The following is a 26,935-nucleotide window of genomic DNA, read 5'->3' as shown; positions in this document are numbered from 1 at the left end:
GGCTCGCGGCCACCTACGATGGGTGGGTGACAGCACTACCCCGCCATGCCCGCACCGTGGCGGTGGTGACCCTCGGGTGCGCCCGCAACGAGGTCGACTCCGAGGAGCTCGCCGGTCGGCTCGCCGCCGACGGCTACGAGCTCGTGGACGACGCCGACACCGCCGACGCCGTCCTGGTCAACACCTGCGGCTTCATCGAGAGCGCCAAGAAGGACTCCGTCGACGCGCTGCTGGCCGCCGCCGACTCCGGCGCGCCGGTGGTCGCGGTGGGCTGCATGGCCGAGCGCTACGGCAGCGAGCTCGCCGGCGCGCTGCCCGAGGCGACCGTGCTCGGCTTCGACGACTACGCGCAGATCGGCGACCGGCTCGACGACGTCCTGGCCGGGCGGCCGCTGGTCCCGCACACCCCGCGCGACCGGCGCACGCTGCTGCCGATCAGCCCGGTGGAGCGGACCCGGGCCGCGGCCGAGGCCGCCATCCCGGGCCACGACTGGCTGCGCCGCAAGCGGCTGGCCGGTGGCCCCTCCGCCGCGCTCAAGCTGGCGTCGGGCTGCGACCGGCGGTGCGCCTTCTGCGCCATCCCGACCTTCCGCGGCGCGTTCGTCTCCCGGACGCCGGCCGAGGTGCTCGGCGAGGCGCAGTGGCTGGCCTCCCAGGGCGTCACCGAGCTGGTGCTGGTCAGCGAGAACTCGACCTCCTACGGCAAGGACCTCGGCGACCTGCGCTCGCTGGAGAAGCTGCTCCCGCAGCTGGCCGCGGTCGAGGGCATCACGCGGGTCCGGGTCGCCTACCTGCAGCCGGCCGAGATCCGGCCCGGGCTGCTCGAGGTGATCGCGGGCACGGACGGCGTCGCGCCGTACTTCGACCTGTCCTTCCAGCACTCCTCGCCGACGCTGCTGCGCCGCATGCGGCGGTTCGGCGGCACCGATGATTTCCTCGCGCTGATCGAGCGCGCGCGCTCGCTCGCGCCGGCGGCCGGGTTCCGCACCAACGTCATCGTCGGCTTCCCCGGGGAGACCGAGGACGACGTCGCCGAGCTCGAGCGCTTCCTCACCGAGGGCCGGCTCGACGCGGTCGGCGTGTTCGGCTACTCCGACGAGGAGGGCACCGAGGCGATCAGGCTGCCCGGCAAGCTCGACCAGGCCGAGATCGACGCCCGCGTCCGGCGGATCAGCGACCTCGTCGAGGAGCTCACCGCCCAGCGCGCCGAGGACCGCGTGGGGGAGTTCGTCGACGTCCTGCTGCTCGAGGAGCTCGGCGACGGGGAGTGGACCGGTGCGGCTGCGCACCAAGACCCCGACAGCGACGGGACGACGACGGTGTCGGGCGTGCCGTCCGGGGCGCTGGCCGGTTCGATCGTGACCGCCGAGGTCGTCGGCACCGAGGGTGTCGACCTCGTGGCCGCTGCCGTCGTCCCCGCCCTCACCCCGGCCGGGCGGTGACCGCCGTGAGCGACGTGGCGCCGGACCCGGCCGCGACGCCGCCTCAGAGCGTGCGCGTGCTGAACCTGCCCAACGCGCTCACCATCCTGCGGCTGGCCGTCGTCCCGGTGTTCGCCGTCCTGCTGCTCTCCGACCACGGCCAGTCCACCGCCGGCCGCTATTGGGCCACCCTGTTCTTCGCCTTGGCGATCATCACCGACCGCTACGACGGGCTCATCGCCCGTCGCACCGGTCAGGTCACCGAGTTCGGCAAGCTGGCCGACCCGATCGCGGACAAGGCGCTGACCGGCACCGCGCTCATCGGGCTCTCGGTGCTGGAGCTGCTCCCGTGGTGGGTCACCCTGGTGATCCTGGTGCGCGAGGTCGGCGTGACCCTGCTGCGGTTCTGGGTGATCCGGCACGGCGTGATCGCGGCCAGCCGGGGCGGCAAGGCGAAGACCGTGCTGCAGGCCCTGGCGATCGGGCTGTACATCCTGCCGGTGACCGGGTTCCTGGCCAGCGCCCGCTGGTGGGTCATGGGCGCGGCCCTCGTGCTCACCGTCCTCACGGGCCTGGACTACGTGTACCGGGCGCTGACCCTGCGCCGGACGAGCGCGCGGGCGATGGCCGCGGCCGCCGCCCGCCGCGCCGCCCCGCCCGGGACACCGGAACCCCGCACCGACACCGCCGCGTGACCTCCCTGCAGGCCACCCGGGTGCACCGGGCGCTGCTGGAGCGGGGCGAGACGGTCGCCGCGGCGGAGTCGCTGACCGCCGGCCTGTTCTGCGCGACGCTGGCGACCGTGCCGGGTGCGAGCGCCACGCTGCGCGGCGGCGCCGTCGTCTACGCCACCGAGCTCAAGGCGGTCCTGGCCGGGGTGCCGGCCGATCTGCTCGCCGAGCACGGGCCGGTCAGCCCCGAGACGGCGGCCGCGCTGGCCGAGGGGATCCGGGCGCGCTGCGGCGCCACGTGGGGTGTCGGGCTCACCGGCGTGGCGGGTCCGGACCCGGCCGACGGGCACGCACCGGGCCGGGTCTACCTGGGGTTGTCCGACGGTCGGCGCACCGACGTCGTGCAGCTGGACCTGGCCGGGGACCGCCAGGCGGTGCGCGAGGGATCGGTCGCCGCGGCCTTCGACGGGCTGCTCACCAGGCTGGGCGAGGGGCGGGAACGCTCCTCCTGACCCTGGCGTTACGCCCAGAGCGGACGCGCGCCGGTCGGGTGGGAACCCGTCGTCGGCTCCGCGTACCGTGAGCGCACGGCGCCCCTCGGGGCGCCGCCGCTTCCCACTGCAGGACAGGAGACGGCCATGACGCTGCTGCGCACCCAGCTGGGGAACACGCTGCGCGGCCACCGACTGCGTCAGCGCCGCACCCTGCGCGACGTCTCGGGTCGGGCCCGCGTGAGCCTGGGGTACCTCTCCGAGGTCGAGCGCGGGCAGAAGGAGGCCTCCTCCGAGCTGCTCGCCTCCATCTGCGACGCCCTCGACCTCGAGCTCGCCGACCTGCTCGCCGAGGTCAGCGTCTCGCTGCGCGGCGGCGCGACGCCCGCCCCGGCCGCCGTCCGCCCGCTCGCGCAGTCCGACCGCGAGGAGCCGGCCGTCGCGGAGACGGTCCCGGCCGCCGAGCCGGCGCTGGCCCTGGTCGGTTCCGGCGCGCCCGCCCGCTCCGCCTCGCGGCGCGGTGAGGCGGTCTCGCTGGCCGCCTGACGCGGCCGTTGTCCTCCCTCCCGCCCGCTCCCGGCGCGCGGGTCGGCTTCGCCGTCAGCCGCACCCGCCGGGGGCTGCTCGACGGCGCGGCACGGGCGTTCGCGTCGACCGGGCTGCGGCGCACCACGATGCAGTCGATCGCCGCGGCCGCCGGCGTCGCCAAGGCCACGCTCTACAACCACTTCCGGACCAAGGACGAGGTGGCCCGGGAGCTGCTGGCCACCGAGCTCGACCGGCTGCTCGCCCTGGCCGCCGGGTTGCCGCTCGCCGATGCGCTGGCCGCGCTGTCCGACGAGTGCGCCGGGCACCCGGTGCTGCGCCGGCTGGCCGAGACCGAGCCGGAGCTGCTCGCCGTCCTGCTCACCACCGAGCGGTGGCCGGAGCTGACCGCCCGGCTGGCCGCGGCGCTGGGGGTCGACGACGAGGCCGCCGAGCTCGCCGCGCGGTGGCTGCTCGGCGTCGTCCTGCAACCGGGCCGCTCGGGACTGCGGCACCGCGCCGCCGCCCGCCTCGCCACCGTCCTGGGGAGCAGCGGTGATCAGGTCACCTGATCACCGGCTGGCCTACCGCACCAACGCTGCTGCAGGAGGACAGCCAGTGATCAGGTGACGCGGCTTCAAGGGGTCGTTGCAACACCCTGACTGATCCGGAGGTCGGGGATGACGGCGACGGTGGAGCTGCAGCATCTGCGGCGGGCGTTCTGGCGGGGTGTGCGCGATGGACTGCCGACGGTCGCCGCGGCAAGACTGGCGGGGGTGTCCGGCGGTCGCGGTTTCCGCTGGTTCCGCGAGGCTGGCGGGGTGGCGCCTGTAAGCCTGGCCGAGCCGGTCGGCCGCTATCTGTCGTTGCCCGAGCGCGAAGAGATCTCCCGCGGACTGGCCGGTGGCGACACCCAGGCGGTGATCGCCGCCCGGCTGGGCCGGGACAAGTCCGTGATCAGCCGCGAGATCGCCCGCAACAGCCGCCCGGATGGTGAGTATCGGGCGGTGGCCGCCCAGGTTCTGGCCGAGCAGCGAGCGCGCCGACCGAAGCCACGCAAGCTGGAGAACCCGCAGCTCGTCGCCCGAGTGCAACAAGACCTGACGGACAAGTGGTCACCGGAGCAGATCGCCGCCCGGCTGAAGGTCGACTTCCCCGACGATGAGTCGATGCGGGCCTCCCACGAAACGATCTACCGGGCGCTGTTCATCCAGGGCAAGGGCTCGCTGCGCAAGGAGCTCACCGCCTGCCTGCGCACCGGCCGGGCGCTTCGTCGGCCCCGCAAACGGGTCGACGGCCGCGCCGACCCCGACCGCCGCATCCCCGACAAGATCATGATCAGTGAGCGGCCGGCCGAGGCCGATGACCGGGCGGTGCCCGGGCACTGGGAGGGCGACCTCATCCTGGGCAAGCACAACCGCTCGGCGGTGGGCACCCTGGTCGAGCGCAGCACCCGCTTCGTCGTCCTGCTGCACCTGCCCGGCCCGCACGATCTGCTGGCCTTCCAGCACGCCGTGGTCGAGGCGATGACCGCGCTGCCGGCCCAGCTGCGTCGGTCGCTGGCCTGGGACCAGGGCCTGGAGATGCGCGACCACAAGCAGATCAGCATCGCCGCGGACCTGCCGATCTACTTCTGCGACCCGCACTCGCCCTGGCAGCGCGGCACCAACGAGAACACCAACGGCCTGCTGCGCCAGTACCTGCCCAAGGGCACCGACCTCTCGGTGCACACCCCCGCCGACCTGGCCGAGATCGCCCGCTCCCTCAACGGGCGCCCCCGCAAGACCCTCGACTGGCTCAAACCCATCGAGGTCATCGGCCCTCTACTGTCAGGCGATCAACCAGCGGGCGTTGCATCCGCTCCTTGAATCCACCTCACCTGATCAATGACTGCTCCGGGCGGCGGCGAGCTCGGCGCGGGTCGGCGGGTCGGCCCCGACGCGCGTGCAGTTCAGCGCGGCGACCAGCGCGGCGTCGTCCAGGATCGCGCCGAGCCGCTCGTCGTCCAGGGCCTCCAGCGCCGCACGGGTGGTCACGCCGGCCTCGAGCAGCCCGCTGAGCAGGGCGGCGGCCAGCGAGTCACCCGCCCCGACGGTGTCGGCCACCGTCACCCGCGGGATCGGCACGTGCCGCACCGGGCGGCCGGGGCGGGCCACGCGCAGGGGCGAGCCGCCGTCGGTGAGCAGGACGAGCTCCGGCCCGCGCCGGGCCCAGGCCGCCGCCGCCTCGTCGAGGTCGGTGGTGGCCGGCTCCAGCCACTCGAGGTCCTCGGCGCTGACCTTGACGACGTCGGCGCGCGCGACCAGCCGGTCCAGCCGCTCCCGGACGGCGGCCGCGGAGTTGCCGAGGCTCGCGCCGACCGGCCCGTCGGCCAGCATCGGCCGGAGATTGGGGTCGACGCTGATCAGCGTGCCGCCGTCCTCGTCCAGCCGGGCCACCAGGCGGGCGATCGCATCGGTCCCCGGCGGGGTCCAGCTCGAGATCGACCCGACGTGCAGGATGCCGTGCGCGTCGCCGTAGACGGCGGCCAGCTCGTCGTCGGTCCACTGCCAGTCGGCGGCCCCCAGCACGTGGAAGCCGTAGTCGGCCGAACCGTCCGGGCTCAGCCCCACCACGGCGAGGCTCACGGGCTCGGTGGCCGCGATGAGCCCGTCGAGGGCGACGCCGGACAGCTCCGCGTGCCGGCGCAGGGACGCCGCCAGCGGCCCGCTGCCCAGCCGGGCGAGCAGCCGCACCGGCGCGCCCAGCCGGCCGGCGGCCACCGCGACGTTGAGCGCGTTGCCGCCCGGCCGGGCGATGTAGTGGGGCGCCGTCCCCTCCGGCCCGGCGTCCCCGGCCAGGTCAGGGATCAGGTCGACGACGAACTCACCGAGCACGCTGAGCACCGCGGACCCCTGGGACATGGCCGCACCGTAGCGGTGGGAACCCTCTGAGGCAGCGGACAGTTGCCCGCGGTAGCAGTTGACCTGGGAGCATGGGAAGACGACGACGAGCTGTGGTCCGGCCGGACCCCGCGCCGGACAGGAGGAACGATGCCCAACCCGTTCGTGAAGCTGTGGAAGTACCTCACGGCCTCGGCCAACGCCAAGATCGACGAGAAGGCGGATCCGAAGATCCAGATCGCGCAGGCGATCGAGGCCGAGCAGCAGCGGCACCAGGCCTTGGCCAACCAGGCCGCCGCGGTGCTGGGCAACCAGCGCCAGCTGGAGATGCGCCTGAACCGCCAGCTCGGTGAGGTGGAGAAGCTGCAGGCCTCCGCCCGCCAGGCGCTGGTGCTCTCCGACCAGACGCGTGCCAAGGGCGACGCGGCCAAGGCCGGCGAGTACGAGCAGGCCGCGCAGGCGTTCGCGACCCAGCTGGTCGCCGCCGAGCAGGCCATGGAGGACCTCAAGCGCAGCCATGACGAGGCGCTGCAGGCCGCCGAGCAGGCGCGCGGCGCGGTCGAGCAGAGCCGGATGCGTCTGCAGACGACGCTGGCCGAGCGCACGAAGCTGATGAGCCAGCTCGAGCAGGCCAAGATGCAGGAGCACGTGGCCGCTTCGCTCAAGCAGGTCAACGAGCTCTCCGCGCCGGGCAACACGCCGAGCCTGCAGGAGGTCCGCGACAAGATCGAGGCCCGCTACGCCAACGCGCTCGGCCAGGCCGAGCTGGCGCAGACCTCGGTCGAGGGCCGGATGCTCGAGATCCAGAAGTCCACGCTGGACGTGGCGGGTGCCTCGCGGCTGGAGCAGATCCGCGCCTCGATCTCCGGCGGTCCGGCCGCGGTCGAGGGCAGCTCGCCGGCCGCGGCGATCGAGCAGGGCGCCCCGGCGGTGGACCCGACGGTCGCCGAGACGCCGGTGGCCCAGCCGGTGGAGCGCCAGGAACCGACGGCGTAGCGCGGGCCGGCCGGGGCGGGGGTCCTAGGGGTCCTAGTACCAAGGTCCGATGGAGACCCGCCCCGCCGGTGCCTGAGGCTCGGTGCAGGCCGCGAGGGACGCGGCACCAGCCGTGATCTCAGGAGCTCCCATGCCGGTCCGCCCCGCCGTCTGCACCCGCCGCATCCTCGCCGTCGCCGCGGGCGTCGCGGCCGCCGTCTCCCTCGCCGGCCCGGCGTCGGCGAAGGAGGCCGCTGCCGGGACCGTCAGCTTCTCCACGTTGCCGCCGGCGCCGACCAGCGGCTGCGCGGTGAAGAGCTTCAAGCACTCCAGCACGACCGGGGTGGGCGACACGGGGCTGTCGAGCGTCTCCGCGGACTGGTCGATGCGGGCCTGCGACAGCAAGTCGTCCATCACCGTCGAGGTGACGGTCGCCGAGGAGTTCGACCCGGCTGACGTCCTGTACGACGACCCGGCCGCCCCGGAGAGCGGCAAGGTCACCGTCCTCGGCGTGCAGCTCGAGACGTGGTACCGGATCACGGTCACGGCGCGGGACGCTCGCACCGGCGCGACGGTCGGGACGGCGACCGCGCTGGAGATCGCGCACCGACCGACCGGCGCCTGATGCTCAGCGGAGGGTGATCGGCCGCGGGTGGTCGGGCTCCCCGGTGCGCGCCGCCGGGTCGATCGGGGAGCTCGCCGCCTGGCAGCGGGGGCACCACCAGGTGACCCGTTCCTGGGTGTCCGGGCCCTGCTCGCCGAGCAGGATCGTCGTCCCGCAGCGGCGGCACGGCTTGCCCCGCCGTCCCGCGACCCAGTGGTCCTGACCGCGCCCCGGCAACCCGGTGGTGTTCTGCTCGGGGTGGTGCAGGTTGGCGCGCATGAGCGTCCGGGCCTTCTCCACCAGGCCGGCGAGGTCGGCCACGTCGGCGACCCGCGCCCACGGGTGGACGCCGCGGAGGAACAGCGACTCGACCTTGTAGAGGTTGCCGATGCCGGCCAGGTTGCGCTGGTCGAGCACGGCGACGCCGATCTGCTCGTCGGGGTGCGCACGCAGCCGGCGCAGCGCCTCGTCGAGGTCCCAGTCCGGGCCGAGGACGTCGGGGCCGAGGTGCCCGACCAGCGAGCCCTCATCGGCGGTGGGCACCAGCGCCAGGTCGTGCAGCCGGTAGCCGACGCACTCCCACGCGTCCGTGGCCAGCACCGCCCGGATGTCGTAGGCCGGGCCGCCGCGCCACTTGGCCCCCGGCCGGTAGAGGTGCCAGCTGCCGTCCATCCGGAAGTGCGTGCGCAGGGTCCGCTCGTCGGAGAGCCGCACGAGCAAGTGCTTGCCGCGCGGCACGACCTCGCGCACGCCCAGGCCGGCGAGGTCGACCGTGGCCAGCTGCGGCACGCGCAGCTCGCCACGGCGCAGCGTCGAGCCGGCCAGGGCCTCCTGCATGCGCTTGGCCGCCAGCCAGACGGTGTCTCCTTCGGGCACGGGCCCAGTCTCCCTGGCGCGGTGTGAGTCCGCCGACACCCGGGATGAGGACGGCGCTCGGCGGCGCTTACGCACGGCATGGAGGGACTGCGCAGCCTGCTGCCCGGGGCGACGGCGTCACCGGCCCCGGAGCCGGTGACGGTGACGGTCGCCCGCGTCGTGCGGCCCGAGCACCGCGAGGCCTTCGAGCGCTGGGCGGAGGACACCCTCGCCCTGGCCACGACCTTCCCCGGCAACCTCGGCGTCTCGCTGCTGCACCCCGGCGAGGGCAGCTCCGAGTACCACCTGGTCTACCGATTCGCCGACGGCGAGTCCCTGGCTGGCTGGGAGCGTTCGCCCCAGCGCCGAGCAGCGCTCGTGCACCTGGACGAGATGGTCGACGAGGTGCGCTACACGCGCGTCGCTGGCCTGGAGAGCTTCTTCACCCGGCCGGCCGCGCCCGGACCGCGGTGGCGTTCCACGCTGCTGACCGTCGTCGCGGTCTTCGCGATCACCTCGCTGTTCCAGCTGCTGGTCACCCCGCACCTCGGCAGCTGGCCGCTGGAGGCCAGGCTGCTGCTGTCGGCGGTCGTCGTCGTCCTGCTGCTCGGCTACGTCGTCATGCCGGCGCTCACGCGGGTGTTCCGCCGCTGGCTGCAGCCCCGAAGGGACTGACGGAACGGGCACTCGCCGCCCTACGGTGAGGCATGGACGACGTCGCCGGCTGCCTGCCGTGCGGGCGCGGGCGTCCGTGGCAGGTGGCGCTGTGCGGCACGCGCAAGCGGCTGCACGGGGACGACGCGGTCGCCGAGTTCGTCCGGTTCGTGACCGTCGGGGTGTCGAGCACCCTCGTCTACTTCGGCCTGTTCCTCGTCCTGCGGGGGCTGGGCGCCGTCCCGGCCAACGTGGTCGCGTTCGTGCTGTCCTCGGTCCTGGCCAACGAGCTGCACCGGCGGGTCACCTTCCACGCCGGCGGCCGGGTCGGCTGGTTCACCGCCCAGTGCGAGGCCGGCGGACTGGCGGTCGCCGGCCTGCTGGCCACCAGCGCCGTCCTCGCCGCCCTCGACGGGGTGGTCGGCAGCGCCTGGTGGGCCCAGCTGCTGCTGATCGCCGCGGTCACCGGGGTGATCGGCCTGATCCGGTTCGCCGCGCTGCGGCTGTGGGTCTTCTCCGGCCACGCGCACCGGCCGGCGGCCGTCCCCTCCTGACGGCGTCGGTGGCGCTGGCTACGGTCGCGCCGTGCTGCAGACGATCGCGGTGGCGGGGTACCGCTCGCTGCGCAGCCTCGTCGTCCCGCTCGGCCGGCTGACCGTGGTCACCGGCGCGAACGGCGCCGGCAAGTCCAGCCTGTACCGGGTGCTGCGGCTGCTGTCGGCGACGGCTCACGGCGACGCGGTGCGCGCGCTGGCCGCCGAGGGCGGTCTGGAGTCCGCGCTGTGGGCCGGACCGGAGGTGTTCGGAGAAGGCGTGCGCAGCGGCCGGCACCCGGTCACCGGGACGGTGCGCACCCACCCGGTGTCCCTGCGGATCGGGCTCGGCAGCGACGACCTCGGCTACGCCATCGACTTCGGCCTCCCGCGCCCGGACGGCACGACGATGTTCGACCGCGACCCCGAGATCAAGCACGAGGCGGTGTGGGCGGGGCCGGTGCTGCGCCCGTCGGCGCTGCTGAGCCGGCGCGCCGGGCCGGCGGTGATGGTCCGCGAGGGACGCACGTGGGCGGACACCGGCCGACGGCTGGAGCGGCAGGACAGCCTGCTCGCCGAGGTGTCCGATGCGGTGACCGCGCCGGAGGTGCTCGCCGTCCGCAACCGGGTGCGCAGCTGGCGCTTCTACGACTCGTTCCGGACCGATCCGCAGGCCCCCGCGCGGGGCGCCCGGATGGGCACGTTCACCCCGGTGCTGGCCGACGACGGCGGTGACCTTGCCGCGGCGCTGCAGACGGTCCGCGAGCTCGGCCACGGCGACGAGCTGGACGCCGCGATCGCTCAGGCGTTCCCCGGCAGCCGGCTGGAGATCGTCGACTCCGCCGGCCTGTTCGGGCTGCAGCTGCGGCAGACCGGGCTGCTGCGGTCGCTGGGCGCCGCCGAGCTGTCCGACGGCACGCTGCGCTTCCTGCTGTGGGCGGCGGCCCTGCTCACCCCGCGCCCGCCGGAGCTGTTCGTCCTCAACGAGCCGGAGACCAGCCTGCACCCGGACCTGCTCGCGCCGCTGGCCGGCATGGTCGCGCGGGCGGCGGCCCGGACGCAGGTCGTCGTCGTCACCCACTCGGCGCCGCTGCGCGAGCTGCTGGCCGACGCCGTCGACTCCGACGACCGCCGCGACGTCCCCCTGGTCAAGGAGAACGGCGAGACCCTCATCGACGGCCTCGGTCCGCTCGACCGCCCGGCCTGGCACTGGCCCGACCGCTAGTCGAGCGGGCGCACCCCGGTGGCGTTGATGCCGCGGTCGCCCCGAGCGCGGGAGAACTCCACCCGCTGCCCCTCGACCAGCTCGCGGTAGCCGCCGTCGTCCTGGATCTCGGAGAAGTGGACGAACACGTCCTCGCCGCCGTCGTCGGGGGAGATGAAGCCGAACCCCTTGTCCGGGTTGAACCACTGCACCGTGCCCTGCGTCGCGCCCGAGGAGCCGCCGCGCGCCGGGCGGCTGCCGCGGTCCCGGTCGGCCGGCCGGCTGTCGCGGCTGTCGCGGCGGCCCGTGTCGCGCCGGGCGGGGCCGCGGCCGGCGGACAGCAGCCGGACGCCGTCGGCCTGCAGCCCGCGCGGGCCCTCGACCAGCTCGAACTCGACGCGGTCGCCCTCCTCCGGCTCGTCCCGGCCGCCGCGGACGGCGGAGATGTGCACGAACACGTCGTCGGGGACGATGAATCCGAAGCCCTTGTCGCCGTCGAAGCGGGCGATGGTGCCGGTCAGCACCATGCCGCGGTGGCCGCCGCCGCGCCCGCTGTCGCGCCCGCTGTCGCGCCCCTGGCGGCGGTCGTCGCGCCGGTCGTCGCGGCCGCGCGGGGCCGAGCCGCCGCCCGTCGCGCGGACCGTCTCGGCCTGCGGACCGCGGGGCCCGGGCGCCGCGGTGTACTCGACCGACTGACCCTCCTCGAGGGTCCGGAAGCCCCCGGTGTCCTCGATGGCGGAGAAGTGGACGAACACGTCGTCCCCGCCGTCCTGGGGCTCGATGAACCCGAAGCCCTTCTCCGGGTTGAACCACCGCACCGTGCCGACTGCCATCTGCTGCTCAATTCCGCGCGGGTGTGTGCCCGCGTCGTTCGACGATCTTCCGTGTCCAGCGTCCCAGCGTCGGGGCGCTCGTGCTCGCGCGGGGTCATCCGCGCAGGCGCAGCCCCCGTGGCGTGGCCGCGAACCCGGCCGCCTGCAGGGCGGCCGACAGCGGTGTCGACTCGTGCACCGAGGCGCCGTCGGCCTTCTGCACGACCATCCGGCCCAGCGCCCCCGCCGCGACCGCGCCGGACAGCGCCGTCGCCGCCTCCTTGAGCACGTGCTCGTCCTCGGTCCACGACAGCAGGGTCTTGCCGCCCCGCTCGACGTACAGCACGAGCTCGCCGTCGACGAGGACGACGAGCGCCCCCGCCTTGCGCCCGGCCCGGTGCCCGCTGCCGCGCCGGCCGGTTCCCTCGCCGATGTCGACGGCCTCGTCGCCGTCGGGACCGCCGCGCTCCGGCCAGGGCAGCGCCGCGCCGTAGACGTTGGCCGGATCGGTGGCGGCGAGCACCACCGCACCGGAGGGCTGCCGGTCGGGCGCGGCGAAGGTGCGCAGCCGGTCGACCGCGCCGGCGGTGCCGAACTGGGCCGCGCCGAGCGTCTCGACGAAGTAGCCGCGGCGGGCCCGACCGTTCTCCTCGAACGCGCGCAGCACGGGGTAGACCGCCGAGAACCCGCCGGTCACCTGCTCGGCCTGCACGGCGCCGCGGGTGAGCACGCCGTGCCGCTCCAGCAGCGCCTCGGCGCGGGCGGTGGTGCGCTTCGTCGCGTTGGTCTCGCGGTCGGGCAGCCGGGACCAGCGGCCGGCCACCGTCGGCGGGCCGGTGCGCGAGGGCATCGCCGGGCGGCCCAGCCGCGGCCGTCCGTAGCGCGACCGGGTCACCCGCGGCGCCGCCGGCCGCTTGTGCGTGCCGCCGCCGGCCAGCCGGGTCCGCAGCGGGGCGAGCGTGTCGTTGGTCAGGTGCCCGGACCAGACGAGGTCCCAGACGACGTCGGCGAACGCGGTGTCGTCGGTGGCGCCCACGAGGTCGGACAGGCCGCGGAAGAACAGCGCCTGGCCGCCGGCCAGCGTGTCGAGGACCGCCGTCCCGACCGAGTCCGGCTCGGGACCGTCCAGCGGCTCGGGCAGCAGGACGTCGGCGAGGTCGGCCGGCACCAGGGTGAGCCAGCCGTCGCCGCCGGGCAGGCCACCGGCACCCGCCCACAGCACCTCGCCGGCGCTGGTCAGCTCGTCGAGCATCGCGGGGGAGTAGTCGCGCACCCGGGCCGGCAGCACGAGCGACTCCAGCGCCGAGGCCGGCACCAGGGCCCCGGCCAGTTGCTCGACCACCGCGAGCACGCCGTCGGCACCGCGCTGACGGCTGCCCACCGACTGCCAGGACGGGGTGAACCGGGCCAGCGTGCCGATCGGCACCGGCTCGACCTCCTGGCGCAGCTTGGCCAGGCTGCGGCGACGGATCGCGCGCAGCACCTCGGCGTCGCACCACTCGTGACCGCTGCCGCCGGGCCGGAACTCGCCGGCGACCAGCCGCCCCGTGCCGACCGGCCGCTGCAGGGTCGCGGTCACCACGGCCACGCCGAGGCCCAGCCGGGCGGCGACCTCCTGCGGCTGGAACGGGCCGTGCGTGCGGGCGTAGCGGCCGATGAGATCGCCCAGCGGATCGGCGACCGGCTCGGTGAACACCTCCGGGACGCCGACCGGCAGCGCCGTGCCGAGGGCGTCGCGCAGCCGGCCGGCGTCCTCGATCGCGACGTAGCGCTCGTGCCCGGCGATGCGCACCTCCAGCGCGCGCCGGGAGGCGACCAGCTCCTCGAGCCAGGCCGGGGTCACGCCGCGCGCCATCGCCTCGGCGGCGGTCAGGTCACCGACGTAGCGGAGCAGGTCGGCGGCGCCGTCGAGGTCGCGGGGGTGCCGCTCGGTCGGCAGGCGCTGCAGCTCCCGCTCGAGCTCGGTGATGGCGTCGGCGTCGAGCAGCTCGCGCAGCTCGGAGCGCCCGAGCAGCTCGGCCAGCAGCCCGGTGTCCAGCGCCAGCGCCTGGGCCCGCTGCTCGGCCAGCGGCGCGTCGCCGTCGTAGAGGAACTGGCCGACGTAGCCGAACAGCAGCGACTGGGCGAACGGCGAGGCCGTCTGCGTCTGGACGTCCACCACCCGCACCCGCCGGGCGCGCACGTCGCGCATCAGCTCGACCAGGCCGGGCACGTCGTAGACGTCCTGCAGCACCTCGCGGGCCGCCTCGAGCGTCATCGGGAACGACGGGAACTCGCTGGCGACGGCGAGCAGCTGGGCGGCGCGCTGGCGCTGCTGCCACAGCGGGGTCCGCCTGCGCGGGTCGCGGCGGGGGAGCAGCAGGGCGCGGGCGGCGCACTCGCGGAACCGGCTGGCGAACAGCGCCGACCCGCCGACCTCGGCGGTCACCTCGCGCTCGACGTCGTCCGGGTCGAGGACGGCGAGGTCGCCCTCCGGCGGCTCGCCGGTGGTGTCCGGCAGCCGCAGCACGATGCCGTCGTCGGAGTGCATGGAGGCGACGTCCATGCCGTAGCGCTCGCGCAGCCGGGCGGCCAGCACCAGCGCCCACGGGGCGTTGACCTGCGCGCCGAACGGGGAGTGCACGACCAGCCGCCAGTCGCCGAGCTCGTCGCGGAACCGCTCGATGAGCAGCGTCCGGTCGTCGGGCAGGTGCCCGGTCGCCGCCTTCTGCTCGGCGAGGTAGGCGAGCAGGTTCGCCGCGCCCCACTCGTCGAGACCCGCGGCCCGGGCCCGTTCCAGCCCGCCCTCGGGCGTCGCCGACCCGACCTCGCGCAGGAAGGCGCCCAGCGCGCGGCCCAGCTCCAGCGGCCGGCCGGGGGCGTCGCCCTTCCAGAAGGGCATCTTCCCGGGCTGGCCCGGCGCCGGGCTGACCAGCACCCGGTCGTGGGTGATGTCCTCGATCCGCCAGGACGACGACCCCAGCAGGAACACGTCGCCGACCCGCGACTCGTAGACCATCTCCTCGTCGAGCTCGCCGACCCGGCGTCCGCCGGACCCCTCCGAGCCGACCAGGAAGACGCCGAACAGGCCGCGGTCGGGGATCGTGCCGCCGCTGGTGACGGCCAGCCGCTGCGCGCCGGCGCGAGCGGTCAGCGTGTCGGTGACGCGGTCCCAGGTCAGCCGCGGCCGCAGCTCGGCGAACGCGTCGGACGGATAGCGCCCGGCCAGCATGTCGAGGACGGCGTGCAGCGCCGACTCCGGCAGCGAGGCGAACGGCGCCGACCGGCGGACCAGCGCGCCGACCTCGTCGACCGTGCGCGGGCGCTCGGACACGATGGCCACGATCTGCTGGGCGAGCACGTCCAGCGGGTTGCGCAGGTAGCGGATCGACTCGATCGCGCCGGCCTTCATCCGCTCGGCGACCAGCGCGCACTGCACCAGGTCGCCGCGGTACTTCGGGAACAGCACGCCGCGGCTGACCGCGCCGACCTGGTGGCCGGCGCGGCCGACGCGCTGCAAGCCGGAGGCGACGGTCGGCGGCGCCTCGACCTGCACGACGAGGTCGACCGCACCCATGTCGATGCCGAGCTCGAGGCTGGAGGTGGCGACGACGGCCGGCAGCCGGCCGGTCTTCAGCGCCTCCTCGACGATCGCCCGCTGCTCGCGGGACACCGACCCGTGGTGGGCGGCGGCGACCGGCTGGAACGCCTCGGGCAGGCCGCCGCCGGACCCGGCCTGCGCCATGAGCGCGGCCGCGTTGGTGCCCGGCGGCACCGGCTCGCCGGTGGCCCGCTCGTACGAGAGCTCGTTGAGCCGGCTGGTCAGCCGCTCGGCCAGCCGCCGGGAATTGGCGAACACGATCGTGCTGCGGTGCGCCTCGACCAGGTCGAGCACCCGCTCCTCGACCGCCGGCCAGATCGAGCTGCGCGGCTCGGCGCCGGCCGCGGAGCCGGAGAACTCGCCGGTCGGCTGGCCGAGCTCGCTCATGTCCTCGACCGGGACGACGACCGACAGGTCCCACTGCTTGCGGGCCTCGGGCGCGACGATCCGCACCGGCCGCCCGCCGGCGAGGAAGGTGCCCACCTCCTCGATCGGCCGCACCGTGGCCGAGAGCCCGATGCGCTGCGCCGGCCGCTCGAGCAGCTCGTCGAGCCGGTCGAGGGTGACCGCGAGGTGGGCACCGCGCTTGGTGTCGGTGACCGCGTGCACCTCGTCGACGATCACCGTCTCCACCCCGCGCAGCGCCTCCCGCGCGGAGCTGGTGAGCAGCAGGAACAGCGACTCGGGAGTCGTGATGAGGATGTCGGAGGGCCGGCGGACGAACGCGCGCCGCTCGTCGGCCGGGGTGTCGCCGGAGCGGATCGCCACGGTGATCTCCGGGCGCGGCAGCCCGAGCCGCAGCGCCGCCTGGCCGATGCCGGTCAGCGGTGCGCGCAGGTTGCGCTCGACGTCGACGGCCAGCGCCTTGAGCGGCGAGACGTAGAGCACCCGGCAGCGCGCCTGCGGATCGGCCGGGACGGGGGAGCCGGCCAGCCGGTCCAGCGACCACAGGAACGCGGCGAGGGTCTTGCCCGACCCGGTCGGCGCGACGACGAGCGCGTGCTCGCCGCTGCTGATCGCCGACCAGGCGCCCTCCTGGGCCGGCGTCGGCGCCTCGAACGCACCGGTGAACCACGCACGCGTGGCCTCCGAGAACCGGTCGAGAGTCGACATGTCGGCAAGTGTCCCTGCTCGGTACGACACTTCGCCGAGGAAGCCCGCCAGGGAGGTGCGCAGGGATGATCGACGTGCGCGCGGCGACCGCGGCCGACGAGGCCGCGGTGGCGCGGATCTTCCGGAGCGCCTCGCTGTCCAACGAGGGGGACCGCGACGTCCTCCTGGCGCACCCCGAGGCCCTGGTCCTGGCCGACGGCCTGCTCGCCCGCGGTCGGACCCGGGTGGCGACGTCGGGCGACGGCACCGTCGTCGGCTTCGCCGGCACCCGGCCCACCGGGCCCGGCGTGCTCGAGCTCGACGACCTCTTCGTCGACCCCGGCGCGCGGCGCCTCGGCGCTGCCCGGCGGCTGATCCAGCGGATCGTGGCCGAGGCCGCCGAGGAGGGCATCGACCGGATCGAGGTCACCGCCAACCCGCACGCGCTCGGCTTCTACGAGGCGGTCGGGTTCGTCGCGGACGGTCGGGCGGGCACCGAGTTCGGCTCGGGACTGCGCATGCACCTGCCGGTCGCGCTCCGCCGCGAGGGCTACGTGCTCGAGGTCGAGGACCTGTTCGACGGCGACGAGCTGGACCGCGACCTGTGGCTGCCGTACTACCTGCCGCACTGGAGCTCCCGGGCGGCGTCGGCGGCGCGGTACCGGCTGGGTGACGGCGTCCTGCGGTTGCTCGTCGAGGAGGACCAGCCGCCGTGGTGCCCCGAGTTCGACGGCGGGGTGCGCGTCTCGTCGCTGCAGACCGGCGAGTTCTGCGGGCCGCTGGGCAGCCCGGTCGGCCAGCTGAGGTTCAACCCGGCGGCCGTCGTCCGCGAGGAGCAGGAGCCGGAGAGGCTTTACACCCCGCAGTACGGCTTCGTCGAGGTGCGGGCCCGCATGGACCTCGACCCGAGCGCGATGGCCGCGTTCTGGATGATCGGCGTCGAGGACGCCCCCGAGCGCTCCGGCGAGATCTGCGTGTTCGAGATCTTCGGCCGCGACGTCGCCGACGGCACCGCCCGCGTCGGGATGGGCGTGCACCCGTGGGCCGATCCCGCGCTCACCGACGACTTCGCGCAGGTCCCGCTCCCGATCGACGTCCGGGAGTTCCACACCTACGCGGCGGAGTGGACCCCGGATCGGGTGACGTTCCTCGTCGACGACGAGGTCGTGCGGGTCGTCGAGCAGTCCCCGGCCTACCCGATGCAGTTCCTGCTCGACGTCTACGCCTTTCCCGGGGACGACGGTGCACCCCCGCCGGGCCCGTGGCCCAAGGAGCTCGTCGTCGACTCCTTCCGCGGCTGGCGACCCGCGGCCGGATAGCGGGTGGCGTGCGGCACACTCCGGTGCATGCGCCACTCGCTCTACGAGCCCGAGCACGACGAGTTCCGCGAGATGGTCCGCGGCTGGGCGGAGAAGAACGTCGCGCCGTTCCACGCGGACTGGGAGAAGGCCGGCATCGTCCCGCGGGAGCTGTGGCTCGCCGGCGGCGCGCAGGGCCTGCTCGGCTTCGACATCGACGAGCAGTACGGCGGCGGGGGCGTGCGCGACTTCCGCTACAACGCCGTCCTCGACGAGGAGATGACCCGCATCGGCGCCAGCGGCGTCGGGTTCGGCCTGCACAACGACGTCGTCGCCCCGTACCTGCGCGACCTGGCCACCGACGAGCAGAAGGCGCGCTGGCTGCCGAAGTTCTGCAGCGGCGAGCTGATCACCGCCATCGCGATGACCGAGCCCGGCGCCGGCAGCGACCTGCAGGGCATCACCACCACCGCCCGCAAGGACGGCGACGGGTGGGTGCTGGGCGGTGCGAAGACGTTCATCACCAACGGCATCAACGCCGACCTGGTCATCGTGGTGGCCCGCACCGATCCCGACGCCCCGGCGTCGAAGGGCATCAGCCTGCTGGTCGTCGAGCGGGACATGCCCGGCTTCAGCCGCGGCCGCAACCTCGAGAAGGTGGGCCTGAAGGCCCAGGACACCGCCGAGCTGTTCTTCGACGACGTGCGGATCCCGGCGGAGAACCTGCTCGGCACGGAGAACCGCGGCTTCTACCACCTGATGGAGAACCTGCCGCAGGAGCGGCTGTCGATCGCCGTCGGCGCGGTCGCCTCCGCCGAGCGGGTGCTGGAGCTGACCCGCGAGTACGTCACCGGCCGGACGGCGTTCGGCAAGCCGGTGGGTTCCTTCCAGAACACCCGGTTCGTGCTCGCCGAGCTGCACACCGAGACGGTCATCGCCCGCACGTTCGTCGACGAGTGCGTGCGCCAGCTGGCCACGGGAGAGCTCACCGCCGTCGACGCGGCCATGGCCAAGTGGTGGACGACGGAGCTGCAGAACAAGGTGGCCGACCGCTGCCTGCAGCTGCACGGCGGCTACGGCTACATGGACGAGTACCCGGTGTCCAAGGCCTGGCGCGACTCGCGGGTGCAGTCGATCTACGGCGGCACCAACGAGATCATGAAGGAGATCGTCGGCCGCTCGCTCGGCCTGTAGAAGGACCACCGTGGCCGTTCCAGCGACTCACCAGGCGGTCCAGCGCCGCACCGTCGGGGTCCTGTCCGGCGCGGTCGCCCTCGCCGGGCTCGGCGTGACCGTCGGCATCACGGTCGGCGGCCTGCTCGCCCGGGACGTCGCCGGCACCGACAGCGCCGCCGGGCTGGGGCAGACCGCCGGCGTGCTCGGGGCCGCCGTCATCGCCGTGCCGCTGGCCCGGATCAGCGACCGCTTCGGCCGTCGGTCGGGGCTGGCCACCGGCTACGGCGTCGCCGTCGTCGGTGCCGTGCTGACCGTGCTCGCCGCGGCGCTGTCCTCGCTTCCGCTGCTGCTGGTCGGGCTGTTCGGGTTCGGCTCGGCGACCGCCTGCGGTCTCCAGGCGCGCTACGCAGCGGCCGACCTGGCCGCGCCCGAGCACCGCGGCCGGGCGCTGTCCCTGGTCGTCTGGGCCACCACCGTCGGCTCGGTCCTCGGCCCCAACCTGGCCGGTCCCGGCGACGCCCTCGCCCAGCACCTCGGGCTGCCGCCGCTCGGTGGCGCCTTCGTCGTCTCCATCGCGGTCTTCGCCCTCGTGGTCGCCGGGCTGCTGGCGCTCCTGCGGCCGGACCCCCTGCTGCTCGCCCGCCGGCTAGGCGGCACCGGGGCGCCGGTCGGCCGCCCGCGCGGCGCGACCGCCGCGGCGCTGCGCCAGGTGTGGGCCAGCCCCGGCGGTCGGCTCGGGCTCACCGCCGTCGTGGTCGCCCACTCGGTGATGGTCGGCGTCATGGTGATGACGCCGGTGCACATGGGCCACGCCGGCGGCCCCGAGGGGACGACGCTGCGGATCATCGGCCTGGTCATCAGCGTGCACGTGGCCGGCATGTACCTGTTCTCGCCGCTGGTCGGGATCCTCGCCGACCGCGCGGGGCGCAAGGCAACCGTCGCGATCGGCGCGGTCCTGCTGCTGGCCGCCGTCGCGATCGCGGGCACCTCCGCACCCGGCGCCGCGGTCCAGCTCGGCATCGGCCTGTTCCTGCTCGGGCTCGGCTGGTCGTGCGGGCTGATCGCGGGTTCGACACTGGTGACCGAGTCGGTACCGGTCCTCGTGCGCCCCACCGCGCAGGGCGGCAGCGACCTGCTCATGGGGCTCGGTGCGGCGCTGGCGGGGGCGATCGGCGGCCCGTTGCTGACCCTCGGCGGCTTCGGGCTGGTGGCCGTGGTGAGCGCCGTGCTCGTGCTGCCGCTGGCCGTGGTGTGGACCGCGGCGCTGCGGACCGAGGCTCAGCGCCGGCCGCGGTAGTTGCGGATCAGCAGCACGATCGTCAGGACGAGGGCGACGGCGATCCCCACCTGGAGGATCACGTCCCACGTCGAGGAGCCGGTGCTCAGCGGGCCCATGGCGCGAGGGTAGGCCGGTCCCGGCCGCGCCGGGACGCGAGCCCGGTCGCGCGCTAGCGTCGAGGACGTGCGCCTGCAGGAGTTCTGGTCCCGTCTCGCCGACCACTTCGGCTCGATGCGCGCCGAGACCGTCGCCCGTGACCACCTGTTCTCCTCGCTCGGCGGGCGCAGCGCGGTCGACGCGATCGACGCCGGGGTGCCGGTGCGGCGCGTCTGGCTGGCCATCTGCGAGGAGTTCGAGGTGCCGCCGAAGCTGCGGTGAGCGGGGTGCGCGTGACGCCTGGGACCGATGGCGTGTCGGCCTAGCAGTCGAACGCTTGTTCGGTCTACAGTCGTCCACAGCCCGGGCCGTCCTCCACAGGTTCGCCCGGTCCGTCGAAACTGTCGGACCCCCGCCCTAGCGTCGATCCCGACCCGCTCCACGCGACTTCCCCGAAGGTGAACTCCATGGCAACGCTCGACCGCGACAAGGCCCTCGACATGGCCCTCGCCCAGATCGACAAGCAGTTCGGCAAGGGCTCCGTCATGCGCCTGGGCGACAGCCCCGAGGTGGCCATGAAGGTCATCCCGACCGGCTCCATCGCCCTCGACATCGCCCTGGGCATCGGGGGCCTGCCGCGCGGCCGCGTCGTCGAGGTGTACGGCCCCGAGGCCTCCGGCAAGACGACGGTCGCCCTGCACGCGGTGGCCAACGCCCAGGCGGCCGGCGGCATCGCGGCCTTCATCGACGCCGAGCACGCGCTCGACCCCGAGTACGCCCGGGCGATCGGCGTCGACACCGACGCCCTGCTGGTCAGCCAGCCCGACACCGGTGAGCAGGCGCTCGAGATCGCCGACATGCTCATCCGCTCCGGCGCGCTCGACATCATCGTCATCGACTCGGTGGCCGCCCTGGTGCCCCGCGCCGAGATCGAGGGCGAGATGGGCGACAGCCACGTCGGTCTGCAGGCCCGGCTGATGAGCCAGGCGCTGCGCAAGATCACCGGTGCGCTGAACAACTCCGGCACCACCGCGATCTTCATCAACCAGCTGCGCGAGAAGGTCGGCGTCGTCTACGGCTCGCCCGAGGTCACCACCGGTGGTCGCGCGCTGAAGTTCTACGCCTCGGTCCGCCTCGACGTCCGCCGCATCGAGACCCTCAAGCAGGGCACCGACGCGGTCGGCAGCCGGGTGCGCGTCAAGGTCGTCAAGAACAAGGTGGCCGCGCCGTTCAAGCAGGCCGAGCTCGACCTGCTCTGGGGCACCGGCTTCAGCCGCGAGGGTGGCCTCATCGACGCCGGCGTCGAGCAGGGCTTCATCCGCAAGTCCGGCGCCTGGTACACGTACGAGGGCGACCAGCTCGGTCAGGGCAAGGAGAACGTCCGCACCTTCCTGCGTGACAACCCCGACCTCGCCGACGAGATCGAGAAGAAGGTCAAGGAGAAGCTCGGCATCGGCGCCCGCCTCGACGCCCCGGTCGAGGCTGCTGTGCCCCCGGCCGACTTCTGAGGTCCTCCGTGACCGATCGGGTGACTGATCGCGCGACCCGCCGGCCCCGTGCCGGCGGGTCGCGCCGTTCCCGGGACCACGAGGACGGCGCGCTGCCCGGCGCCGACGAGACCGAGGACGCTCCCGGCGACCCCGTGGCCGTCGCCCGGGCCATCTGCCTGCGCGCCCTGACCGGCGCGGCCAAGACCCGCAAGCAGCTGGCCGAGCTGCTGGCCAAGCGCGGGATCCCGGACGACGCCGCGGCCACCGTGCTCGACCGGTTCACCGAGGTCGGCCTGATCGACGACGCCGCGTTCGCCCGCGCCTGGGTCAACTCGCGGCAGGCCGGCCGCGGCCTCGCCCGTCGTGCGCTGGGTGCGGAGCTGCGCGCCAAGGGGGTCGATCCCGAGGTCGCCGCCGAGGCGCTGGAGGAGGTCGACCCGCAGGACGAGTGGGACGCCGCCCGGCGCCTGGTGGCCCGCCGGCTGCCGTCCATGCAGCGGCTGGACCGGCAGACCGCGGAGCGACGCCTCGTCGGCATGCTCGCCCGCAAGGGCTACGGCGGCGGCTTGGCCGGCTACGTCGTCCGGGAGGCGCTCGACGCGCGCGGCGACGAGGACGACACCGACCAGGCCCACCCCGACCTCGGCCTGGACGCCTTGCTGCCCTGAGCGGGCGTCGCCCGCGGCGCCGAGCCCACGCTCACCCTTTCCGTGTGGTGGTGACCCTCGCGTTCTGCTGCGACGGTCACCACCACACGGCGAGGTTCAGGTCGGGTCGGGGTCGTTCGGGCCCTGCCGCCGACCGCTGGTCGCGCCGATCTCACTGACCCCGGCGTAGGGCTCGTGCCGCTTGCCCAGGTGCGCCTCGGCGTGCAGCCGTTCGACGAGGTGCGGGTAGTGCATCTCGAAGGCCGGCCGCTCGGAGCGGATCCGCGGGATCTCCAGGAAGTTGTGCCGCGGCGGCGGGGACGACGTCGCCCACTCCAGCGAGTTGCCGTGGCCCCAGGGGTCGTCGCGCAGCGCCAGCCGCCCGTACCGCCACGAGTGGAAGACGTTGTAGAGGAACGGCAGGATCGACGCCCCCAGCACGAAGCTGAAGATCGTCGAGATCGTGTTCAGCGTGGTGAACCCGTCGCTGGGCAGGTAGTCCACGTACCGGCGCGGCATGCCCTCGTTGCCCAGCCAGTGCTGCACGAGGAACGTGCCGTGGAAGCCGATGAACGTCATCCAGAACTGCAGCTTGGCCAGCCGCTCGTCCATCATCCGGCCGCAGAGTTTCGGGAACCAGAAGATCAGGCCGGCGTTGGCGGCGAACACGACCGTGCCGAACACGACGTAGTGGAAGTGCGCCACCACGAAGTAGCTGTCGGAGATGTGCCAGTCCAGCGGCGGGCTGGCCAGCAGCACACCGGTGAGACCGCCGAAGAGGAAGGTCACCAGGAAGCCCAGGGACCACAGCATCGGCGACTCGAAGCTGATCTGGCCCTTCCACATGGTGCCGATCCAGTTGACGAACTTGATCCCCGTCGGCACGGCGATCAGGTAGGTCAGGAAGCTGAAGAACGGCAGCAGCACCGCGCCGGTGGCGAACATGTGGTGCGCCCAGACGGCCAGGGACAGGAAGCCGATCGTCAAGGTCGCGAAGACCATGCCCTTGTAGCCGAACAGCGGCTTGCGGCTGAACACCGGGATGACCTCGGTGATGATGCCGAAGAAGGGCAACGCGATGATGTAGACCTCGGGGTGGCCGAAGTACCAGAACAGGTGCTGCCACAGCATCGGCCCGCCGTTGGCCCGCGTGTAGACCAGGGCCCCCACGTTGCGGTCGGCCAGCAGCGCCATCAGCGCGGCGGTCAGGATCGGGAAGGCCAGCAGCACCAGCAGGCTCGTGACCAGGGTGTTCCAGGTGAAGATCGGCATCCGGAACATCGTCATGCCCGGCGCGCGCAGGCAGACGATCGTCGTGACGAAGTTGACGCCGCCGAGGATCGTGCCCAGGCCGCTGACCGCGAGGCCGGCGATCCAGAGGTTCGGTCCGGCGCCGGGGGTGTTGGTCACGTCGGACAGCGGGGTGTAGGCGGTCCAGCCGAAGTCGGCCGCGCCGCCCGGGGTCAGGAAGCCGGCGACGGCGAGGGTGCTGCCGAACAGGAACAGCCAGTACGAGAACGCGTTCAGCCGCGGGAAGGCGACGTCGGGCGAGCCGATCTGCAGCGGCATGATCAGGTTGCCGAAGGCGAAGAACAGCGGCGTCGCGAAGAACAGCAGCATGATCGTGCCGTGCATCGTGAACAGCTGGTTGTACTGCTCCTGGGAGAGGAACTGCAGCCCGGGGCGAGCCAGCTCGCCGCGCATCAGCATGGCCATGAGACCGCCGGCGATGAACCACGCGAACGCCGTCGCCAGGTACATCAGGCCGATGACCTTGTGGTCCGTCGTCCGCAACAGCGACCCGAACCGTGAGCCCTTCTCCGGATAGGAGACCGGACTCGGCCGGCTGACGATCGGCCTCGGCGCGATCGCGGTCATGCCGCCCCCTCCACGCCCGCTCGCGGCCGGAGGCCACGGTGGAAGCACACCGCACGTCCGCATCGCGCGGCAGGGTCCATCGTGGCCCATTCCGGACGATGGCGAAACTCGTCCGCCCCCGCCGAGGTTCAGCCGGTGACCACCCGAGCGGCCGACCACGCGGCGATGTCGACCGCGGACCCGTCCGCGGCGTCGGCATCGGGCACCAGCCACGCCGGGTCGCGCGGCGCTCCGACCGCCAGCCAGCGCTGCACAGCGGCGCCGAAACCGGCCGCGCGGCGGGCCGACCCGGCCGGGCCCAGGAAGGACAGATCCATCTCGCCGCCGTCGGCGAAGCGCAGGACGACGCGGCAGCGGCTGCGCCGGTGCCGGGCCGGGGGCACCGCCTCGCGGACCACCGCGGTCTGCGCCCCGGCCGCCGCGGCGAACAACGGGGCGGCGCGGCGCAGCCGGGCGACGAAGGCCTGCGCGCCGTGCTCGTCGTCCCCGCTGCGCGGCACCGGAGGCAGGCTGCCGGGCTCGACGGCGACGATCGTGTCCATGGTGGCGGTCAGTGTCGCTGGAGCGACACTCCGTCGCCGGAACGGCGCGCCGTACCCTCGCTCCTGAGATGGAGACCGCGACCCAGCAGTCCGCCGCGCGCACCTACCGCGTGCGCACGTACGGCTGCCAGATGAACGTGCACGACTCCGAGCGCCTCGCCGGGCTGCTCGAGGCCGCCGGCTACCGCGCCGCCGCGGAGGGGGACGACGCCGATGTCGTCGTCCTCAACACCTGCGCGGTCCGCGAGAACGCCGACAACCGGCTGTACGGCAACCTCGGGCACCTGCGCCCGGTCAAGGACGCCCGCCCCGGCATGCAGATCGCCGTCGGCGGCTGCCTGGCCCAGAAGGACCGCGGCGAGATCGTCCGGCGGGCGCCCTGGGTCGACGTCGTCTTCGGCACCCACAACGTCGGGTCGCTGCCGGCGCTGCTGGAGCGGGCCCGGCACAACGCCGAGGCGCAGGTGGAGATCGCCGAGGCGCTCGAGGTCTTCCCGTCGACGCTGCCGGCCAAGCGGGACTCCGCCTACTCCGGCTGGGTGTCCATCAGCGTCGGCTGCAACAACACCTGCACGTTCTGCATCGTCCCCGCGCTGCGCGGCAAGGAGAAGGACCGCCGGCCCGGCGAGATCCTCGCCGAGGTGCAGGCCCTGGTCGACCAGGGCGTCCTCGAGGTCACGCTGCTCGGCCAGAATGTGAACGCCTACGGCGTCGAGTTCCGCGACCGGGGCGCCTTCGCCGATCTGCTGCGCGCCGCCGGTCGGATCGAGGGCCTGGAGCGGATCCGGTTCACCAGCCCGCACCCGCGGGAGTTCACCGACGACGTCGTCGACGCCATGGCCGAGACGCCGGCCGTCTGCCACCAGCTGCACATGCCGCTGCAGAGCGGTTCGGACGACGTCCTGCGCGCCATGCGCCGCGGCTACCGGCAGGAGCGCTACCTCGGCATCCTCGACCGGGTGCGGGCCGCGATGCCCGACGCGGCGATCACCACCGACATCATCGTGGGCTTCCCCGGCGAGACCGAGGACGACTTCGAGCAGACCCTCCACGTCGTCCGGCAGGCCCGCTTCGCCAGCGCCTTCACCTTCCAGTACTCCAAGCGCCCGGGCACGTCTGCCGCGGAGATGGACGGCCAGGTGCCCAAGCAGGTCGTCCAGGAGCGCTACCTGAGGCTGACCGCGTTGCAGGACGAGATCAGCTGGGCCGAGAACCGCGCGCTGATCGGGACGCCGGTCGAGCTCCTTGTCGCGGCGGGGGAGGGCAGCAAGGACGCCGCCCGGGGCCGCATGACCGGCCGGGCGCGCGACGGCCGGCTCGTCCACTTCACCGCGACCGACCGAGTCCGCCCCGGCGACGTGGTCGAGACGGTGCTCACCCAGGCCGCGCCGCACCACCTCGTCGCCGACGGGCCGCTGCACGCGCACCGGCGCACCCGCGCCGGCGACGCCTTCGAGGCGGGCACCCGCCCGACCACGCCCGGGGTCCTGCTCGGCATGCCGAGGGTCGGCGCGCCCGTCTAGAGCGAGGCCAGGAGCAGCTCGACCAGCTCGCCCGGGCGGTTGTGGGCGACCATGTGCGTGGTCGCGAGCTCGGTGTACCGCCAGGCCGGGGACGAACGAGCCCGCTGCGCCGCTGCCTCGAACGCCGGGTTCGTCGGCACCCCTGGCTCGGGCGCCGTGAGGCGGACGTAGGTGCGGGAGAACGGCCAGTCCTCGAGCGGCCGGCTCAGCCGCACCGGCTCGGTGAAGCAGGCGATCGGCTGCGGCGTGCGCCTCGGGACGGCGAACGCCTCCTCCGCCGGGTCGTCGTAGACCCGGGCGGGGCCGTCGACCAGCCAGGCGTCCCCCGGCCGCGGCGGACCGGGCGGCGGCGCGCCGAGCAGGCCGTAGACGCTGTCGCCGTCCCCGGGGACGAACGCGTCGACGTACACCAGGGACCGCACGCGCTCGCCGATCGCGTCGAGAGCCCCGGTCACCACCATGCCCCCGTAGGAGAACCCGACCAGGACGACGTCGGTCAGGTCCTCGTAGAGCACGTGGTTGACGACGTCGGTGACGTGCGTGGCCAGGCCGACCTGCGGGCTCACCAGGTGGACCCGCTCGCCGATCCCGGTCAGGCTCGGCGCGGTCGCGTCGTGCCCGGCCGCCGTCAGCAGACGCCGGACGTGACGCCACCCGTGGGCGCCGCCCCACGCCCCGTGGACGAGGACGAAGGCGGCCACGGTCGG

25 protein-coding genes are annotated in these 26,935 nt (G+C 74.2%); 18 read left to right on the top strand and 7 right to left on the bottom strand.

All coding sequences use genetic code 11. From position 1 onward, the window contains the following. Positions 1-26: 26 nt before the first annotated feature. The 6 genes from rimO to GGQ55_RS02360 all read left to right on the top strand — a co-directional run bounded on the left by rimO (position 27) and on the right by GGQ55_RS02360 (position 4,976). A complete protein-coding gene (gene rimO / locus GGQ55_RS02385) occupies positions 27-1,442 on the top strand; it encodes a 30S ribosomal protein S12 methylthiotransferase RimO (RefSeq protein WP_179714943.1) in 1,416 nt (471 codons plus the stop codon). Positions 1,443-1,447: 5 nt separating this feature from the next. Next, a complete protein-coding gene (gene pgsA / locus GGQ55_RS02380; RefSeq protein ID WP_366488578.1) occupies positions 1,448-2,116 on the top strand; it encodes a CDP-diacylglycerol--glycerol-3-phosphate 3-phosphatidyltransferase in 669 nt (222 codons plus the stop codon). Beyond that, the gene (locus GGQ55_RS02375) at positions 2,113-2,604 is read left to right on the top strand and encodes a CinA family protein (protein WP_366488576.1); all 492 of its coding nucleotides are present in this window, start codon (positions 2,113-2,115) and stop codon (positions 2,602-2,604) included. Before pgsA ends, GGQ55_RS02375 begins: the two co-directional genes overlap by 4 nt. A 126-nt stretch (positions 2,605-2,730) precedes the next feature. Then, complete coding sequence (locus GGQ55_RS02370; protein WP_179714941.1) at positions 2,731-3,129, top strand: helix-turn-helix domain-containing protein; 399 nt, start codon at positions 2,731-2,733, stop codon at positions 3,127-3,129. An 8-nt stretch (positions 3,130-3,137) separates the two neighbouring features. Then, complete coding sequence (locus tag GGQ55_RS02365) at positions 3,138-3,680, top strand: TetR/AcrR family transcriptional regulator (protein ID WP_246323750.1); 543 nt, start codon at positions 3,138-3,140, stop codon at positions 3,678-3,680. Between the two features lie 108 nt (positions 3,681-3,788). Then, the gene (locus GGQ55_RS02360; protein ID WP_246323749.1) at positions 3,789-4,976 is read left to right on the top strand and encodes an IS30 family transposase; all 1,188 of its coding nucleotides are present in this window, start codon (positions 3,789-3,791) and stop codon (positions 4,974-4,976) included. Between the two features lie 15 nt (positions 4,977-4,991). Here the strand turns inward: GGQ55_RS02360 and GGQ55_RS02355 are convergent, their stop codons facing one another. Beyond that, on the bottom strand, positions 4,992-6,011 hold the full coding sequence (locus GGQ55_RS02355) for a PfkB family carbohydrate kinase (RefSeq protein WP_179714940.1): 1,020 nt from the start codon (positions 6,009-6,011) through the stop codon (positions 4,992-4,994). A 129-nt stretch (positions 6,012-6,140) separates the two neighbouring features. Here GGQ55_RS02355 and GGQ55_RS02350 point away from each other — a divergent pair, with 129 nt between their 5' ends. Together GGQ55_RS02350 and GGQ55_RS02345 are read left to right on the top strand one after the other, a co-directional pair. Then, positions 6,141-6,986: a PspA/IM30 family protein gene (locus GGQ55_RS02350; protein WP_179714939.1), complete on the top strand. Its 846-nt coding sequence runs from the start codon at positions 6,141-6,143 to the stop codon at positions 6,984-6,986. 130 nt (positions 6,987-7,116) lie between these two features. Continuing rightward, on the top strand, positions 7,117-7,590 hold the full coding sequence (locus GGQ55_RS02345; RefSeq protein WP_179714938.1) for a hypothetical protein: 474 nt from the start codon (positions 7,117-7,119) through the stop codon (positions 7,588-7,590). 3 nt (positions 7,591-7,593) lie between these two features. Here GGQ55_RS02345 and GGQ55_RS02340 read toward each other — a convergent pair whose 3' ends face one another. Then, positions 7,594-8,445: a DNA-formamidopyrimidine glycosylase family protein gene (locus GGQ55_RS02340; protein WP_179714937.1), complete on the bottom strand. Its 852-nt coding sequence runs from the start codon at positions 8,443-8,445 to the stop codon at positions 7,594-7,596. A gap of 78 nt (positions 8,446-8,523) precedes the next feature. On the opposite strand from GGQ55_RS02340, the gene GGQ55_RS02335 reads away from it, so the two are divergent. From GGQ55_RS02335 to GGQ55_RS02325, 3 genes are read left to right on the top strand one after another with little or no spacing between them, the layout of a single operon-like run. Further along, on the top strand, positions 8,524-9,099 hold the full coding sequence (locus GGQ55_RS02335) for an antibiotic biosynthesis monooxygenase (RefSeq protein ID WP_179714936.1): 576 nt from the start codon (positions 8,524-8,526) through the stop codon (positions 9,097-9,099). Positions 9,100-9,131: 32 nt separating this feature from the next. Next, positions 9,132-9,632, top strand: coding sequence for a GtrA family protein (locus GGQ55_RS02330; protein ID WP_179714935.1), 501 nt, complete (start codon positions 9,132-9,134; stop codon positions 9,630-9,632). A 31-nt stretch (positions 9,633-9,663) separates the two neighbouring features. Then, entirely contained in the window at positions 9,664-10,836 is a 1,173-nt protein-coding gene (locus tag GGQ55_RS02325) for an AAA family ATPase (protein WP_179714934.1), read from the top strand. Here GGQ55_RS02325 and GGQ55_RS28695 read toward each other — a convergent pair. Together GGQ55_RS28695 and GGQ55_RS02305 are read right to left on the bottom strand one after the other, a co-directional pair. Further along, positions 10,833-11,648 carry a cold-shock protein gene (locus GGQ55_RS28695; RefSeq protein ID WP_436277815.1) on the bottom strand — a complete coding sequence of 272 codons (816 nt, stop codon included), beginning with the start codon at positions 11,646-11,648 and terminating at the stop codon, positions 10,833-10,835. The two genes, GGQ55_RS02325 and GGQ55_RS28695, sit on opposite strands and share 4 nt — an antisense overlap. A 94-nt stretch (positions 11,649-11,742) precedes the next feature. Then, positions 11,743-16,320, bottom strand: coding sequence for an ATP-dependent helicase (locus GGQ55_RS02305; RefSeq protein ID WP_179714933.1), 4,578 nt, complete (start codon positions 16,318-16,320; stop codon positions 11,743-11,745). Positions 16,321-16,385: 65 nt separating this feature from the next. On the opposite strand from GGQ55_RS02305, the gene GGQ55_RS02300 reads away from it, so the two are divergent. The 6 genes from GGQ55_RS02300 to GGQ55_RS02275 all read left to right on the top strand — a co-directional run bounded on the left by GGQ55_RS02300 (position 16,386) and on the right by GGQ55_RS02275 (position 22,306). Continuing rightward, on the top strand, positions 16,386-17,618 hold the full coding sequence (locus GGQ55_RS02300) for a GNAT family N-acetyltransferase (RefSeq protein WP_179714932.1): 1,233 nt from the start codon (positions 16,386-16,388) through the stop codon (positions 17,616-17,618). Between the two features lie 27 nt (positions 17,619-17,645). Next, positions 17,646-18,791, top strand: coding sequence for an acyl-CoA dehydrogenase family protein (locus GGQ55_RS02295; protein ID WP_179714931.1), 1,146 nt, complete (start codon positions 17,646-17,648; stop codon positions 18,789-18,791). Between the two features lie 10 nt (positions 18,792-18,801). Next, positions 18,802-20,070 (top strand): MFS transporter, encoded by a 1,269-nt coding sequence (locus GGQ55_RS02290; RefSeq protein WP_179714930.1) that lies wholly within the window; start codon positions 18,802-18,804, stop codon positions 20,068-20,070. 165 nt (positions 20,071-20,235) lie between these two features. Further along, positions 20,236-20,430, top strand: coding sequence for a DUF3046 domain-containing protein (locus GGQ55_RS02285; protein ID WP_179714929.1), 195 nt, complete (start codon positions 20,236-20,238; stop codon positions 20,428-20,430). 185 nt (positions 20,431-20,615) lie between these two features. Then, on the top strand, positions 20,616-21,656 hold the full coding sequence (gene recA / locus GGQ55_RS02280; protein ID WP_179714928.1) for a recombinase RecA: 1,041 nt from the start codon (positions 20,616-20,618) through the stop codon (positions 21,654-21,656). Between the two features lie 8 nt (positions 21,657-21,664). Continuing rightward, positions 21,665-22,306, top strand: coding sequence for a regulatory protein RecX (locus GGQ55_RS02275; RefSeq protein ID WP_366488571.1), 642 nt, complete (start codon positions 21,665-21,667; stop codon positions 22,304-22,306). A 96-nt stretch (positions 22,307-22,402) separates the two neighbouring features. On the opposite strand, the gene ctaD is transcribed toward GGQ55_RS02275, so the two are convergent. Both ctaD and GGQ55_RS02265 read right to left on the bottom strand, forming a co-directional pair. Then, positions 22,403-24,163, bottom strand: a complete 1,761-nt coding sequence (gene ctaD / locus GGQ55_RS02270) for an aa3-type cytochrome oxidase subunit I (protein ID WP_179714927.1) — start codon at positions 24,161-24,163, stop codon at positions 22,403-22,405. 128 nt (positions 24,164-24,291) lie between these two features. Beyond that, positions 24,292-24,705, bottom strand: coding sequence for a hypothetical protein (locus GGQ55_RS02265; RefSeq protein WP_179714926.1), 414 nt, complete (start codon positions 24,703-24,705; stop codon positions 24,292-24,294). Between the two features lie 68 nt (positions 24,706-24,773). Here GGQ55_RS02265 and miaB point away from each other — a divergent pair, with 68 nt between their 5' ends. Beyond that, positions 24,774-26,228, top strand: coding sequence for a tRNA (N6-isopentenyl adenosine(37)-C2)-methylthiotransferase MiaB (gene miaB, locus GGQ55_RS02260; RefSeq protein ID WP_179714925.1), 1,455 nt, complete (start codon positions 24,774-24,776; stop codon positions 26,226-26,228). Here the strand turns inward: miaB and GGQ55_RS02255 are convergent. Then, the gene (locus tag GGQ55_RS02255; RefSeq protein WP_179714924.1) at positions 26,225-26,929 is read right to left on the bottom strand and encodes an alpha/beta fold hydrolase; all 705 of its coding nucleotides are present in this window, start codon (positions 26,927-26,929) and stop codon (positions 26,225-26,227) included. The two genes, miaB and GGQ55_RS02255, sit on opposite strands and share 4 nt — an antisense overlap. Between the last annotated feature and the right edge of the window lie 6 nt (positions 26,930-26,935).

Origin of the sequence: Petropleomorpha daqingensis, assembly GCF_013408985.1 — a bacterium.
In the GTDB taxonomy this organism is placed as follows: domain Bacteria; phylum Actinomycetota; class Actinomycetes; order Mycobacteriales; family Geodermatophilaceae; genus Petropleomorpha; species Petropleomorpha daqingensis.
The sequence above is the reverse complement of the archived record's forward strand: the minus strand, read 5'-3'. Positions and strand labels throughout refer to the sequence as shown.

What these genes read in the sequence shown, in the direction of transcription:
- miaB (WP_179714925.1), top strand. Translation starts at nt 24,774, where the DNA reads ATGGAGACCGCGACCCAGCAGTCCGCCGCGCGCACCTACCGCGTGCGC.
- GGQ55_RS02370 (WP_179714941.1), top strand. Translation starts at nt 2,731, where the DNA reads ATGACGCTGCTGCGCACCCAGCTGGGGAACACGCTGCGCGGCCACCGA.
- GGQ55_RS02345 (WP_179714938.1), top strand. Translation starts at nt 7,117, where the DNA reads ATGCCGGTCCGCCCCGCCGTCTGCACCCGCCGCATCCTCGCCGTCGCC.
- GGQ55_RS02335 (WP_179714936.1), top strand. Translation starts at nt 8,524, where the DNA reads ATGGAGGGACTGCGCAGCCTGCTGCCCGGGGCGACGGCGTCACCGGCC.
- GGQ55_RS02265 (WP_179714926.1), bottom strand. Translation starts at nt 24,705, where the DNA reads ATGGACACGATCGTCGCCGTCGAGCCCGGCAGCCTGCCTCCGGTGCCG.
- recA (WP_179714928.1), top strand. Translation starts at nt 20,616, where the DNA reads ATGGCAACGCTCGACCGCGACAAGGCCCTCGACATGGCCCTCGCCCAG.
- GGQ55_RS02350 (WP_179714939.1), top strand. Translation starts at nt 6,141, where the DNA reads ATGCCCAACCCGTTCGTGAAGCTGTGGAAGTACCTCACGGCCTCGGCC.
- GGQ55_RS02355 (WP_179714940.1), bottom strand. Translation starts at nt 6,011, where the DNA reads ATGTCCCAGGGGTCCGCGGTGCTCAGCGTGCTCGGTGAGTTCGTCGTC.
- GGQ55_RS02295 (WP_179714931.1), top strand. Translation starts at nt 17,646, where the DNA reads ATGCGCCACTCGCTCTACGAGCCCGAGCACGACGAGTTCCGCGAGATG.
- GGQ55_RS02300 (WP_179714932.1), top strand. Translation starts at nt 16,386, where the DNA reads ATGATCGACGTGCGCGCGGCGACCGCGGCCGACGAGGCCGCGGTGGCG.
- GGQ55_RS02305 (WP_179714933.1), bottom strand. Translation starts at nt 16,320, where the DNA reads ATGTCGACTCTCGACCGGTTCTCGGAGGCCACGCGTGCGTGGTTCACC.
- GGQ55_RS02330 (WP_179714935.1), top strand. Translation starts at nt 9,132, where the DNA reads ATGGACGACGTCGCCGGCTGCCTGCCGTGCGGGCGCGGGCGTCCGTGG.
- GGQ55_RS28695 (WP_436277815.1), bottom strand. Translation starts at nt 11,648, where the DNA reads ATGGCAGTCGGCACGGTGCGGTGGTTCAACCCGGAGAAGGGCTTCGGG.
- ctaD (WP_179714927.1), bottom strand. Translation starts at nt 24,163, where the DNA reads ATGACCGCGATCGCGCCGAGGCCGATCGTCAGCCGGCCGAGTCCGGTC.
- GGQ55_RS02360 (WP_246323749.1), top strand. Translation starts at nt 3,789, where the DNA reads ATGACGGCGACGGTGGAGCTGCAGCATCTGCGGCGGGCGTTCTGGCGG.